The following is a 14234-nucleotide window of genomic DNA, read 5'->3' on the forward strand; positions in this document are numbered from 1 at the left end:
AGTGGGCATCTGTTACACCTACACCAAATCGCATGCCTCAGCAGGCATCCAGTGCGCGTCCTTGCCATCCCACTTGACGTTACAGCCTATTGGATTCGTAAGCGGCACCGTAATCTCTTGGCCAGCCGTAAGCTCGGCTAATGCATTTTCCAGATCGTTCACTGTAACTCTACTGGCATCCCTGGGGCTGTCCACCCCGCGTCCCGTATAAACCAGTTTCCGATTTTCATTGAATATATAGAAATGAGGCGTCCGTAAAGCGCCATAAGCAAGTGCAGTTTCTTGGGAATCATCTCTGAGGTATACCCATGGAAATTGATGCTCTTCCATATGCGTTACCATGTGGTCAAAGGAATCCTCCGGCTTCGTGTTCGCACTATTAGCGTTAATGCCAACGAATTGCACACCCTGCTCTTTGAACCGATTGGCCGTTCCCCGAGTAATTTCATTTGAACCAATGACATAAGGGCAATGATTACATGTGAAAAAGATGACAAGCGCTTTAGCGCCGCTAAAATCGTTCAGCGAATATACTTCCCCGTCCGTTGCCGGTAAAGAGAAGTCAGGCGCTTGATCCCCTAGCGATAAAGTAAAGGTAAAAGCCATGTCATGTTCCCCTTTCATGATTGAAAAGTTACAACTGTTTTTCTCCTGTGCTATGGAAAAATTCGATAATTTCACCGTTCAACCCTTTGACAAATGCGAGCCTAACTGGCGTCGGCGGATTGTTGCCTAAGACAACATCTTTAGGTTCTACCGTCACCACTGCTCCAGCTGCAACAGCCGCTTCAACGGCTGCATCCACATTGTTGCTACGAAAAGCAACGTGAAAATAGTAGCCTTCCGGTTTCGGTTCACCAGATCCACCTGCAAAAACCTCCATGTAATTACCATCGCCGGAATCCAGTAGGACAATTCGCTTATCGCCTTCGCCCCAGCCATGCTTTTCCTTGAAGCCTAATCCCTCCGTGTAAAACTTGACCGTCGCTTCAAAGTCGTTCGCTCTTAGCGCAACGTGATGAAAGCCACCGCCGCCTATTTTCTCATTGGTACCCACTTTCTTAACCTCCTTTGATACTTGCAATCACTACTATTACAGTATAACTTACTTCCATGATTCGGAAAATTTATACGATGTAAAATTTATCTCACTGCTATTATTATTTTATTTTCCAATAAACTCTTCAGTCCGCTCAACCCGGCAAATCTCATTTTAAAGGGGCACCATCGCGGGTACCCCTTTATTTTGGAAATGCAAATTAAAGTCAGCCTAACAAATCGAACAGGAACTATTGTCGTACCATTGTGTAAACGAGGGGACTCATCCAATTGAATGCCGCGACCGTTAATGAAGGCCTCATTAGAGTCAATCTTTAAATGATTTTACTACTCCCTTTACTCGCAGTAATCGTCTGCGTTTCACCATCCCATGTAATGTCCGCACCTAGAGCAACAAAGATGCGACGCATAGGGACAAGGACTGTTTCATTCTCTAACATTGGCTGCTCGTCTCCGTAATAGCTTTGAACATACCCATTAATTTTGACCGTTATAACATTGCCATATTTAATGACAGCTCCTCGGCTTTCCCTTGCCTTAATTACACTATAGCTACTAGTTTCCAATGGATTATTCACGAGATTAATTTCCCAAAGCTTTGGAAAATTGTTGAGAACATTAATATTAGTAATCTGATTATTGGCTAATATTAATGTATTTAATTTAGTAAGAGCAGCAAGAGCAGATATATCCTTCACTTGATTGAAACTAATATTCAGATCATCTAGCACGGATACTTCTTTTATTGGTTGGAGATCTACGATCTTATTTACTGATAAACTTAGACTTCGAAGCCTTTTAAGATTCCTCAATGGGTTCAAATCAGTAATGTTATTATAATCTAGATATAAAAATTCTAACTTATTCAAACTAGAAAGAAAATCTATATTTTCTAAACGATTTGAACTAAGCGTTAAAAACGTTAATGAATTGATTTTCCCAAGTAAAGTAAAGTCTTTAACCGGATTAGCATTTAGAGAGAGGGTAGTTAACTTAGGTAATTCTTGAAGAGGCGTAAGATCTGTGACTTTATTATCGCTAAGAAGCACACTCGTTAATCCTACCATTTTAGAAAGTGGCGTAAGATCTGAAACCTCATTACCGGATAGATATAAACGTTTTAGAGACACAAGCTTATTGAGCGGTGAAATATCGGTAATACGATTTTGCGATAATTCTAATTTGGTTAAACTAACCATATTTTGAAGGAAACTTAAGTCCTGAATATCCATTTCGCTAAGATCTAGATTTTCAACTTTACTTAAATATTTTAAATTCGTTAAATCTTTAATCGGGTTTTCGTCAATCGTAGAAACTATTGCTAGTGGACATGTCAAAGTTGTAAAACCGACATACAGTATTTACGTAAATGGTACTTCAGTACCAAATTCATCCCTAAAATACCCCGTCATATCGCATAAGGATATTACTTATTTTCCAATGACATTTAAGTTTACCCAAGCACTTGCTTTAGAAACAGTATGGGATGCAGATACTGGATTTGTAATTCGAAAAACTTCTAATAAAGCTGGTAACCTTGAATTTGACTACGGCTCCACGAACACAAACCTGTATGCTAAAGAACCAGATTTTAATATCTATGTAAACGACAGCTGGGTTGATAATGGTTCCGAGGAGTACCCTTTACTAGTATTAAACGATGTTACCTATTTCCCTATGACATGGCACTATGCCGTTGATGAGTTAGGATTAACAATAAAGCTTGAAAATAATGTATTCTATATCTCCAAATAATTGACTGCCTTCGGGCAGTTTTTCTTTTGTAAGCTAAAATGAACCCCATCTTAAGGCAGATGAGGTTCATTTACTATGTATTAATTATCTTTTTAAATCAGCAGACATTCAGCTTCTAAACCTTTAATCTTATTTTCCAAAAAACTCTTCTCTAGTCTGATATGAAGTAATTCGGTGTCAAAAATCCTGACCCAACTTACATTATAGACTTCATCTAATCAAGTTTCCCTTTTGCTTCTTCCCCTGAACATACTGCAAAGTGAATATGACCCCGAGTGTACCCATACCGATAAGATCGGTAACAAGTCCTGGGATAATGAGCAGAAGCCCCGCTACGATAACGATAAGCCGTTCAACTGCGTTCAATTTCCGCAACCAGAATCCGATCATCCCCGCCCCGACACCGATCATGCCGATGACAGCGGTAACCGTAACGCCGACAGCTTCAGCCCAGGTGGTATCGATTAGCAGCAGCTGCGGCTGATAAACGAAGATGAAAGGAATGATGAAAGCGGCAATCGCGACACGTGTCGATTCCAGGCCTGTTTTCATCGGGTTGGAATCGGCAATGCCGGAAGCTGCGAAGGACGCTAGCGCAACAGGTGGCGTAATATCTGCTACGATACCAAAATAGAACACAAACATGTGAGCGGCCAAAAGGGGGACAGGGTAATCCAGTGCAATAATGGCCGGCGCAGCGATCGTAGAAGTGATGATATAGTTGGCCGTAGTCGGCGTACCCATACCAAGTACCAAGCTTGCCAGCATGGTCAGGATAAGCGTAGGGAGCAGCATGCCTCCCGCCAGCTCCAACAAACCGTTTGCGAATTTTAAGCCTATCCCCGTCAACGTGATAACACCGACGATGATCCCCGCGCAGGCGGTTGCAGCAACCACGCCGAGAGCAGATCTTGCCCCATCTTCCAAAGCCGATAAAATGTCCTTAAAGGACATACGGGTGGCCTTTCGGACGGCGCCCATTACGATAACAGACAAAATACCGTAGATGGCCGAACGCATGGGAGACATACCTAACATCAAAAAGCCGATAATCGCTAAGATCGGGATCAATAAATAAAGCTTTTGCAAAACCTCTTTGCGGCTCGGCAGTTCTTCCGGACGAAGCCCCCTCAGTCCAAGCCGCTTCGCCTCAAAGTGCACCATAATCCAAATCCCGGTAAAAAATAGCAGCGCCGGAATTAAAGCGGCCAGCGCCACCTGGGAATAAGGAATATTTGTGAATTCGGCCATTAGAAACGCAGCCGCCCCCATGATCGGGGGCATAATTTGGCCGCCTGTTGAAGAAGACGCTTCGACAGCACCAGCAAATTCGCGCCGGTAACCGAGACGCTTCATCATCGGGATCGTGAAGGCTCCGGATGTCACAACGTTGGCGACGGAACTGCCGCTGATCGTCCCCTGTAAGGCGCTGGAGAAAATCGTTACCTTGGCCGGTCCTCCGATTCTCCTTCCCGCTACGACTAGGGAGAGATCGTTGAAGTATTCGCCAACTCCCGTTTTGTCCAAAAAAGAGCCAAATAAAATGAAAAGAAAAATAAAACTGGCAGAAACCATAAGCGGTGTCCCCAAAATCCCTTCAGATGTGAAATACATCTGACTGATCAACCGTTCCAGCGACACGCCCCGATGCTCTAAAAATCCAGGCATATGATTGCCGAAATAGGCATAAAGCAAAAACACCACCGCAATCGTCACGATGGGAACACCGACCACACGCAGCGCTGCAATCAGAACCAGAATCATCGCAATTCCGCCGACGATAAAATCGGTTAACGTAAAATTACCGATACGGTTAAACAGCTCCTCATAGTTCAGTAGCCAGTACAGCCCTACCCCGATACCAAGCGCCGCCAACATATAATCGTACCACGGGATTCGGCTACCCCGCCCTTTTTTGGTAGAAGGATATAAAAGAAAAATGAGGCCTAATCCAAAAGATAGGTGCACCGCACGATGAACTTGATCAGGGAACGGGGTAAAGAAGCTGACATACAGTCTGATACAAGGAAAACAATACGGCAAACGCGAAAGTAAAGGCTCTCATCACTCCCTCAAGCCGCCGAAAGGCGAAATCAGGATCATATTTGCCGATCATTTCCTGTATTTCTTCTTGGCTCATTGTTTCCTTTTCGATTTCTGACGCCTTTGGGCTATCGGCCAAAGTGGAGCACTCCTTTCAAATAAACCCATATATTCAGACTGCTGATTTCAAACCGTACCGCCGAACCCGGCATACTGAGTTGTGAAAGAGGGATCACTTGATCTCGCAGAAGCAGTTTATGGTCGGCAATCACCTGTCCTATTCGAAGCTCAAACATTTCTAGGGTCCGATGGATGTTCTCAATCCGCATTTTTCCGTTTTCCATTCGAAAGGTTTCATTTCCTTCGAGAGAGGATGGAATTCCGACCCCATAGGATTCAAATATCATTGAGTCCAGAACCATTTGCCTTTTCTCATTAATGAAAAAACGTTCCTCAATCGGCGTACGGTGAATCGAATGAATATACGTAAGCGAGAATCGGCCATTCTTTTCCATCCGTGATTGAAAGACTACTTCGCCGTCTGCCACCTGCCTGATCGTTAAGGCCGGGATGGTTGAGGCCCATAACCATATGGCTACAGCAACAACGGTTACGAAAATGATAAGCCACAGCCATATTCGAAGAAAAACAGGTGCAGGAGCCCTCTCCCACACCCTTGGTGTTAAGTACATCATTTGATAACGCCTTTTTCTTTGAGGTACTTCTCTGCCCCCGGATGCAACGGTATGCTGATACCTTCCAGTGCTTTGTCGGTTTGGATTTCTTTCGCCTTGGCATTGATGGCGATTAGCGGCTGCGTATTTTCATATATCGTCTTGGTGATGTCATAGACGAGCTGCGTATCTAGCTCAGCACGAATAGACATAATCGCTTTAACCGCGACCGTTTTTACTTCGGCGTCCTGTTTCGGGTAGGTTTTGGAAGGAATCACTTGCTGACTGTAATACTTGTATTTATCCGTAATGGCTTTAATTTTGTCAGCTTCGATCGTTAGAATCTGTACTCCGGTAGTTGCAGCCAGCTCGTTAATCGCTGCCGTTGGAGCTCCCGCCGTTACGAATGCCGCATCCAAGCCACCGTCCTGGATTTTCTTCGCCGAATCGCCGAAGGACAGACGCTCTGTGCTGAAATCGTTAAAGGTAAGGCCATAAGCTTCAAGAATTTGTCTGGCGTTCACTTCGGTACCGCTGCCAGGTGCGCCTACGGAAACTTTTTTGCCTTTCAGCTCCGAAACGGATTTAATTCCGCTTTTTTCCGATACGACGACTTGAATGGTTTCCTGGTAAAGCGCGCCAATAGCCTGTAGGTTCTTGACCGCGCCCTCTTTAAACATTTCCGTGCCCAGAGCCGCGTAATCCGCGATGTCACCTTGCGTAATCGCCAGATCGACTTCTTTCTTGCTGATTAAGCGCATATTTTCAACTGCTGCGCCAGTAACCTGTGCAGTGGCGTTTGTTTTTGCCTTTTCTTTAATCAGGTTGGCGATACCGCCGCCGAGTGGATAATAGGTGCCTGCCGTGCCACCAGTCGCAATAACCAGGCTGGATGGTTTCTCTCCCGCATTCTGCGCTTCCGATGCTTTGGGCGCAGATGCATCCTGCGGCGTACCTCCGCAAGCGGTTAAAGCCATGATAAAAACAATGGCAATAACTAATCCTTTGCTTACACGTCTGATCATTGTCATTCCCTCCAATAAATAAATTCTTATTATGTAGACAAATTGTATCTCGGTAGTATGTATATGTTTGTGGTGCGGAAAAAATCAAGATAGAAATTGATTTTGGAAAAAATACTGTTTCATTTTCAGGAAGATATTCTTACAGCATGGCTTACCGCAAAAACGAAAAAAGGAAGACATTAAGGGCTGCCCCTCTCGTCTTCCTTTTCCTATTCAATAACTAACCTTTAGGATTGGGTCCATATTGATTATCATTCACTTCACTATCTTGACACATAAATATAAGCAGAATAATGGAACCAATAAGGGGAATCAGACTAATTAAGAGCCACCATCCGGTTCTTCCGGTATCGTGGAGTCTCCTAACTCCAACAGCTAAAGACGGTAATAGAACAGCTAAAGAATAGAGTCCTGTTAAAACGTTAGATGCGTTTAGGATTGACTCCAATATGGCAAGTATGATGGAAACAATGATACTGAAAAGAACAAACATCCAGTATTCCTTACGCCGTGCTCTTCCTTGAAAACCTACGTAATTTTTTAACACCATTAAATACCATTCCATTGTTGATCCCTCCCTCCTTTAGCACGTGCGATAAAACTCTTATTGGGCCGTTCATACTTAAAATTATATGTGACGTATGCATGTAAAATGACCAGCCTTCCGATTCTTGATACAACAGGCCTGAAGTATCAGCGTAAAAAAAGAAAAAGCCTAAGCACGAATTCGCTTAAGCTTAAGTAAAGATAACCCCGCCACTTCGCGAGGTGAGGCTATTGTTTAACACCTTACATGTTTGCGTTTGAAACCAAGCTGCCCTTTATCTACTGCCTTTTGAATATTTTCGGAGGCGTGAAGGAACTTGCTTTTGGTCTTGTCCCGATTGACTTCTACTGGGCCTACTGCCTTTGCCGTCTCGACCGCCTTATCGTGGAGCGGCAAATAGGATACCCCCACTGTGTAAATAAAATTACTCATTGCGTATTTCGTTCGTTCGGGGGAATCGTGAATCGTATTTTCCACATGATCAAGCATCTTGGCAAGCTTGTTTTCTGAAAATTCACCGTCCGGACGATTACCCAAAAGCCAGCAGTAACAACTCCAGCCCGCTGACATTCTTAGCTCTTCGCCGCTTGCGATCCATTTATCGGCAACTTCCTGTGCAATATCTGCTTCCGCCAAGGTTACTGCAACCACAAAATCGGACAGCATATAAAAATAAGCCGCATCCATCCAACGATCAAAATCCGCTTCAGTCATTGCTTTTGGGTCTGCAATTATGCCGGCAAAGTACATTGCGTCGTAGTTCCCTGTAGCGTAAAGCTGGTCAGCCAAAGGTTGATTTAACTTTATTTTCCTGAAAATGGGCTTCATGGCGCCTGTTGCCACTCCAAAAAGCGGCTCGTGCGCGCCATTGGATACGTAAATTTTCTTGGTTCGTTCCTTGCCGAGAGCTTCAAGCTCCTGCATAACCATTTCTAAATTCATTGTTTAACACTTCCTTCTTTTTGGAGGTTTTGCATCCTGTTCAAAGCCAGAGATTTTCTTTCAAGATCTCTAATCCACTTTTTAATTCTATCAATGAATTTGTAGACGAAAGTGCTATTCTCAAATAATTATACTGTGTACTGGCCCCACTTAAAAAGCGATCTTAGTGAAAAACACGAATTCCTTTGTTCAAAAGTAACTTTCCATGCGTGATTCATTCACATTGTCCGATATGGGAAGCCATCTATAAAAGCTTAGAGAGTAAACTGCTGACATTACTACCTTGGTAATTGGACATCCATAGCTTCCCATTTAGTATCTTTCCAAATTCTTACGCTCATACACATTCGACAATTTTCGTGATAAACTAACGTTTGAAAATATTAACTTGCCTCATTACAACCTGGTGGCTTGGCGGTTGCGCCCATATTGGTCTTGCTAATCGTGATGGCCTGCCATATCTGAACATAAAAAGGGCCATCAAACGAATATGAAAGCGATTCTTGCCCTCTATGGTTTAAGTACTTTTCTGGCGGGGCTAATAGCAGTTATTGCAAGTTTTATTTTTCCGGTAAGCTTGTCACTAGTAAAAGGTGCCGTAGATCTCACTCCACCTGATGGGATTGTAGAAGTACTTAAGACATTACTGTTTCAGATTGTTGACAACCCGGTTAAGGCCTTAATGAATGCCAACTATATCGGTATCCTGGGTTGGGCCATCCTTCTTGGCGTTGCTTTAAGAAATGCCCATGACAGTACAAAAAATTTGCTTACAAATTTTTCAGATGCCGTATCGCAAATCGTCAAATGGGTAATCAATTTGGCACCGTTAGGAATCATGGGACTTATTTTTGATTCCATTACAATCAACGGGCTTTCTTCCTTGCTCGATTATGGAAAATTACTTCTCGTTCTTACCGCATTCTTTACTCGAAGTTCAGCTGCAAACATTCCAATCAACATGAGATTATGTGAAAAAATGAAACTGGATTCGGATACGTATTGGTATCCATTCCATTAGGTGCTACGATAAATATGGCGGGCGCAGCAGTTACGATTTCTGTCTTAACTCTCGCAACTGTTCATACGCTTGGCATTGAAGTAGATTTTGGTACGGCGCTTATTCTAACCATTCTATCCGCTGTATCTGCTGCAGGTGCCTCAGGTGTTGCCGGCGGGTCGCTCTTACTCATTCCTCTGGCGTACAGCTTATTCGGCATTCCGAATGACATTGCGATTCAGGTCGTTGGTGCAGGTTTCATCATAGGTGTTTTACAGGACTCTTTTGAAACAGCACTAAATTCATCCTCCGACGTACTTTTTACAGCAACAGCTGAATATGCAAAAAAACGTAAAGAAGGCAAGGAATACATGATTAATGTCTAGAAAAAAATGTTAAAAAAGCAGGAGGCCTTAGGCCAATGTCATTAAGTTAGGCTCAAAGACAAGACCGTGAATAAAAATAGAATCCAAAACGGCATGGGAAAAGCCCTGTGCCGTTTGTTTTCTTGCGCCAGCAAGGAAAAAGCGTACAGCAAACAAAGCGGATGAACTTTCCGCTTAAAAAAATGTTCATATGAAACGAATTATGCTACTCTGTAGACGAAGCTAACAACGGATTTGTAGCGGATTTTGCGCGTATTCTGCTGTCCTGGGCGGATGGGTCGAATCGGCAAAATGTTTTTGCGAATCAGTGCTTCAACATCGGGCGGGGGTTCATCGTCCCTTGAGCGCAGGAAATGTCTACAAACGTGAACGGCAACTGTGAAGTTGACTTGGTATTGGTGCCGTTTATCCATTTGGGAAATGACTACGTGCGAGGTAATCATTTCAGCGAAATTGTACATGATCATTCTTGCGAAAATCTCTTGGGTGATGGACTCTTGTCTCTTTGCGTGAAAATTCGTCAGACCTACCGTGTATTTTAATGCCCTGAAAGAGGTTTCGATGCCCCATCGCATGTTGTAAATGGACTTGATTTCATCGGGTGGGAAATCAGCGGCAGAAAGATTCGTAATGACGGTTTCATAAGCGCCATTTGGCAAGACGAAACGAACAACCCGAAAGGAAATCGGGTAAAACAAGTTCTCATGCAAATCCAAAAAATCAAAGGTAGACGTGGAAGGGACGAACTTGTAAATCTCGGGATGAGCCCTGACCTCTTTGGTTTGTTTTTTGGTGAGTGTCAGATGAACGTCCAGATCAAACGCTCCGCCAGAGGGCAAACACAAACCCGAAAGAATACCACTGGAATCCAAATCCTTTACCCGTATGACATAATTCCACCCTTTTCGTTCAATATGAGCGAAATTGTTGTAACTTTCATAACCTCTATCGGCAGTAACAATGGTTTTGCCCTTGATGGGGGAACGGTCAACCATAGCAGCCAGCGCCCTTCCCTCATTGCTCAACCTTCGTGGCTGAATAATCGCATCCACGTAAAGTCTATTGCACAAGTCATAGGCTGTGTTCAAATGCAGAAGGTTATAGCCTTTTGTGTTCGGTTGACTTTGAAAATAGGTGTCCGTGTCCGCAGAGTCAGTTGCGATATGCAAATCCGAACCGTCAACGGCAAGTAATCGATACCCACGGTAGTCCTTGATATCGGTATACGATTGCGTAAATTCGTGAAACAAGAATTCCACAGCAGATGGCAGGATTTTATTCCTCTGTTGGACAAATGCAGAGGTGGTTGCGGTATTTACGTCATAGCCCTGCGATTCCAAGAGTTCCTTATATAAGCTGTTGCCCCCCATTGAGATCAGGAGTTGCATAACCGTTTCAAAGGGAAGCTTTTTCTTTCGGGTAAAATCTTTTTCGGGGTTTTTGACAAAAGGTGCTGGTGCAGCTGACATTTCTCGTATGAGGGATGTCAGTGTTTCTTTTAGCGAATTCGAGTACTCATCCATTGGCGTAACCTCCTCGTTTTTTCAAGGGGCTTCGCCACACATTTCCAACTGCTTGTCAAGTTCTTTTTTCTTTTGGACGTAAAAAAAGAGCGGGTTATCTTTTCGATAACCTGCTCTTTTTCTTGATTTTGGCCTTTCGCCTTAACTTAATGACATTGGGCCTTAGGCCCCTGCTTTTTTGTTCCTTAGTTGGAATCATTCCCTTTACTATAATTTTCAGGTGCTATTGGCTTGGCTTCATTATAAAAAATTAATTATCATTCGGAATTAGTTCGCAATCAACTTCTAAACCTTTATTAATATTAAATTAGGTTCATTAATGTTTCAAATTCATCAATCTCGTTGTTTAATTGTTTAAATAGTTTTAACCAAGATAATTGATGCGGAGTTAGTACATCAATAAGTCTAGGATCATAAAATGTCCCTTTACCTTCTATTAAGCGTTGGAAAGCTTGATTGGTAGACATGGCATCCCGATAAGCACGATTTGAAGTCATCGCATCAAACGCATCTGCAATTGCAAGAATTCGCGCTTCTAACGGAATCTCCTCCCCTTTTATGCCACTAGGATAACCTAGCCCATCCCACCTTTCATGATGATACAGTACGCCCTCTCTTAATGTTCCTAAGACCGATATCTTTTCTACCATTTTTGCTCCCACAACCGTATGGGTCTTAATAATTTCATACTCTTCATCCGTAAGCTTCGATGGCTTTGCAAGGATTGTCTCTGATATATTTATTTTCCCTATGTCGTGGAGAAGCCCCATCATTTTAAGTGAGTGCAGTTTTTTAGGTTCTTGCTGATATTCAGGCAGTTTACTCGCAAGGTCAACAGCGTAATTACTGACTCTCTCACTATGACCAAAAGTATATGCATCTTTAGCTTCAACAGAAACGATAAACGTTTTAACAACTTGCTCAATCGATTCATCAGCAGATTTAGATATAATCGAAACCAAATTTAAATAAAGACCAAGTAGTTTTTTGTATAGGATATGACTGAAAGTTGCAAGAATGATGTAAAGAAGAATTCGGTTCGAGAGATCAATAGAATCAAAGGTGGTATTTGGAATCAATGGAAAGTATAAATCGAGGGTAATCATACTGACTAATCCAAGAACGGAATATATCAATAAAGAAATAATATCGCCATATAGTGCAGATATTAAAGGTATCAAAAGGAAAAAACTCCATGCTTCCCTATAACCCGAACCAAAATATAAACATATGACTACAAAACAAACAAAGCATAAAGTTATATGTTTCAATATTGATACAGGAAGTTCAGAAAATTTATTTAATGAATACGTAATAACGCAAATGACTAGACAAAGTAATAAAATCCCAATATTTGCTCTTGAGTAAGGCAAGTGCATAACCCTAAAAAGATAATTCCAAGTAATACTTAAGATTAAATATACAAAACCAACTTGTAAAATGTTGTTATTTAGGTTACCTTGATGAATTTTGTAAAAGGACAAGAGTAGTTTATTTTGCTCGGTATTCCCCATATAGAAAGTCCATCCCAAATGATTTATTTGAACTTCATTGTATCATTTTTAATAATGATAAACTATGAAATCTTAACTTCCTATAGTAAAAAAGAACTAGTAATGATACAATTTGTATCATAAAATGATTATTCTTAATAAATTACGACATTCTTCTATAATTAAAGAGAAAAAATAAAAAGGAGTGTTATTTTATGAGTAATAATTTGAGCTATAACTACAGTTTTTATGAAGCTTTTGGTAAAGAAAGAGATAACGCTATTCGGCTTCATCATCAAAGATATCAGGAGGTGGGTTTTTTTGGAAAAGACGATAAGGATCCCTATGAAACTAATTCTACCTATTTTGTCGCAGAATCGATAACGGAGAAGAAGATTGTCGGAGTAACACGCCTTATTTTTGAGAAATTAGAAGAATTGCCGACCATGAAATACTTTTCGTTATATGATCTCGAAAAAGCCAAATTAATGCAAATGGATCGAAATCGATACGCGGAAATCAGTGCATTTACGAAGCTGCCTCAACATGATGTCGGAATGGGACTGATCCGAACTGTTCTACAATATTCTCAGCATACAGGAATCACCCACTGGATATGCTGCATTGATGAGAGAGTCTATAATTATATGCACCGCATGTTCAAATTCCCTTTCAAGGTTGTTGGAGCACCCAAATTATACCTTGGCTCAACTAGTATTCCATGCTTATTAAATCTAACAGAATGTTTAAACACACTAGAAGTTTATCGGCCTACTCTATATAATTATTTATCAGAAAATTCTTATAAAACTAATGAGGTGGTACAATGATCAAAGAACAATTTAGCCGTAATTTAGGGATTATGTCTGAAGAGGAAATCAATATTCTTCAAAATAGTACAATTTCTATTGCCGGATGCGGTTGTATAGGCGGATTTTCGGCAGAATTACTAGTCCGAATGGGTATAGGAAAGGTAAAGCTCGCTGACCCCGATGTTTTTGATATCTCCAATATTAACAGGCAATGTGCAGCTACCTATGAATCCGTTGGGAAGTCCAAGGTTCTAGCTTTACGGGATCACTTATTAAAAATAAATCCTGAACTTATTGTAGAAGAATACCAATCAGGCGTTACTAAGGAGAATGTTCAACAATTCATTCATGGCTCCGATTATGTCATCGATGCCATCGATTATTTTGAGTTTCCTACGTCATTGTTCATGCACCAGGCAGCAAGAAAAGAACATCTATACATCATTACTGCGGTAGCGCTTGGCTTTGGTACATCGGTTTTAACATTTTCACCCACGGGGATGTCACTAGAACAGTATTTGGGCTTACCGGAGGGCCTTTCGCCCGAGAAGCTTAATGAAATCACCTTCCCGGCTGGAAACTACACCAGTTCTCTCCCGGCCTACGCAACTCCAGATAAAGTTCTAAAATGGATCCAAGCAAAAACGATCCCTACTATTAGTGTAGGACAAGCACTAGGTCCTGGCGTGTTAGTATCTCATCTAGTTCTTCATCTTCTAAACAGAAAAGAGCCTGTCATCGTACCAGAGAAATTTGAATTACAGTTTGAATTATAAACTAGCCAAGCCCGATAGATTTTTGGATAATAGAGAGTAAACTCCGCATCCCGATACGATGCATCGTATTGATATCATCCTCTTCTGGCCCCAGCATCCGGTACGTCTCGAAGTAAAGCGTTCCGCGAACACAAAAAAAAGTCCCTACATCACTATTCACGGTAATGTAGGGATACTATTTTTCAAAGACTATTTCGCC

At 41.9% G+C, this 14234-nt stretch carries 13 protein-coding genes and 2 pseudogenes; 4 read left to right on the forward strand and 11 right to left on the reverse strand.

What is annotated here, in order from left to right; translation table 11 throughout:
* Window positions 1-18 precede the first annotated feature (18 nt).
* The 4 genes from QFZ80_RS30120 to QFZ80_RS30130 form a co-directional block, all read right to left on the reverse strand.
* Entirely contained in the window at window positions 19-606 is a 588-nt protein-coding gene (locus QFZ80_RS30120; RefSeq protein ID WP_307552069.1) for a thioredoxin family protein, read from the reverse strand.
* Window positions 607-634: 28 nt separating this feature from the next.
* Window positions 635-1057: a VOC family protein gene (locus QFZ80_RS30125; RefSeq protein ID WP_307552068.1), complete on the reverse strand. Its 423-nt coding sequence runs from the start codon at window positions 1055-1057 to the stop codon at window positions 635-637.
* A gap of 86 nt (window positions 1058-1143) precedes the next feature.
* The gene (locus QFZ80_RS39210) at window positions 1144-1329 is read right to left on the reverse strand and encodes a hypothetical protein (protein WP_373460203.1); all 186 of its coding nucleotides are present in this window, start codon (window positions 1327-1329) and stop codon (window positions 1144-1146) included.
* Window positions 1330-1373: 44 nt separating this feature from the next.
* The gene (locus QFZ80_RS30130; RefSeq protein WP_307562368.1) at window positions 1374-2396 is read right to left on the reverse strand and encodes a leucine-rich repeat domain-containing protein; all 1023 of its coding nucleotides are present in this window, start codon (window positions 2394-2396) and stop codon (window positions 1374-1376) included.
* Window positions 2397-2499: 103 nt separating this feature from the next.
* Between QFZ80_RS30130 and QFZ80_RS30135 the strand changes: the two genes are divergently transcribed.
* Window positions 2500-2814, forward strand: a complete 315-nt coding sequence (locus tag QFZ80_RS30135; protein WP_307562370.1) for a hypothetical protein — start codon at window positions 2500-2502, stop codon at window positions 2812-2814.
* 210 nt (window positions 2815-3024) lie between these two features.
* On the opposite strand, the pseudogene QFZ80_RS30140 reads toward QFZ80_RS30135, so the two are convergent.
* The 5 genes and pseudogenes from QFZ80_RS30140 to QFZ80_RS30160 form a co-directional block, all read right to left on the reverse strand.
* Window positions 3025-4954: pseudogene (locus tag QFZ80_RS30140) on the reverse strand (TRAP transporter permease).
* Between the two features lie 31 nt (window positions 4955-4985).
* Window positions 4986-5552: a DUF1850 domain-containing protein gene (locus tag QFZ80_RS30145; RefSeq protein WP_307562372.1), complete on the reverse strand. Its 567-nt coding sequence runs from the start codon at window positions 5550-5552 to the stop codon at window positions 4986-4988.
* Window positions 5549-6556 carry a TAXI family TRAP transporter solute-binding subunit gene (locus QFZ80_RS30150; protein WP_307562374.1) on the reverse strand — a complete coding sequence of 336 codons (1008 nt, stop codon included), beginning with the start codon at window positions 6554-6556 and terminating at the stop codon, window positions 5549-5551. Before QFZ80_RS30150 ends, QFZ80_RS30145 begins: the two co-directional genes overlap by 4 nt.
* 220 nt (window positions 6557-6776) lie before the next feature.
* A complete protein-coding gene (locus QFZ80_RS30155; protein WP_307552063.1) occupies window positions 6777-7121 on the reverse strand; it encodes a DUF805 domain-containing protein in 345 nt (114 codons plus the stop codon).
* Between the two features lie 216 nt (window positions 7122-7337).
* Window positions 7338-8045, reverse strand: coding sequence for a DNA alkylation repair protein (locus tag QFZ80_RS30160; protein WP_307562376.1), 708 nt, complete (start codon window positions 8043-8045; stop codon window positions 7338-7340).
* A gap of 393 nt (window positions 8046-8438) precedes the next feature.
* On the opposite strand from QFZ80_RS30160, the pseudogene QFZ80_RS30165 reads away from it, so the two are divergent.
* Window positions 8439-9431 (forward strand): annotated as a pseudogene (locus QFZ80_RS30165) (cation:dicarboxylate symporter family transporter); the annotation flags it as partial.
* 200 nt (window positions 9432-9631) lie between these two features.
* On the opposite strand, the gene QFZ80_RS30170 reads toward QFZ80_RS30165, so the two are convergent.
* Together QFZ80_RS30170 and QFZ80_RS30175 are read right to left on the reverse strand one after the other, a co-directional pair.
* Window positions 9632-10954 (reverse strand): IS4 family transposase, encoded by a 1323-nt coding sequence (locus QFZ80_RS30170; protein ID WP_307556960.1) that lies wholly within the window; start codon window positions 10952-10954, stop codon window positions 9632-9634.
* 302 nt (window positions 10955-11256) lie between these two features.
* Window positions 11257-12468, reverse strand: coding sequence for an HD-GYP domain-containing protein (locus QFZ80_RS30175; RefSeq protein WP_307552061.1), 1212 nt, complete (start codon window positions 12466-12468; stop codon window positions 11257-11259).
* A gap of 194 nt (window positions 12469-12662) precedes the next feature.
* Between QFZ80_RS30175 and QFZ80_RS30180 the strand changes: the two genes are divergently transcribed.
* Together QFZ80_RS30180 and QFZ80_RS30185 are read left to right on the forward strand one after the other, a co-directional pair.
* Window positions 12663-13277: an N-acyl amino acid synthase FeeM domain-containing protein gene (locus tag QFZ80_RS30180; protein WP_307562378.1), complete on the forward strand. Its 615-nt coding sequence runs from the start codon at window positions 12663-12665 to the stop codon at window positions 13275-13277.
* Entirely contained in the window at window positions 13274-14035 is a 762-nt protein-coding gene (locus QFZ80_RS30185; RefSeq protein WP_307562380.1) for a ThiF family adenylyltransferase, read from the forward strand. The genes QFZ80_RS30180 and QFZ80_RS30185 overlap by 4 nt, the downstream gene beginning before the upstream one ends.
* Window positions 14036-14234: the final 199 nt, after the last annotated feature.

The sequence above is a fragment of the Paenibacillus sp. V4I7 genome, assembly GCF_030817275.1.
GTDB lineage: Bacteria > Bacillota > Bacilli > Paenibacillales > NBRC-103111 > Paenibacillus_E.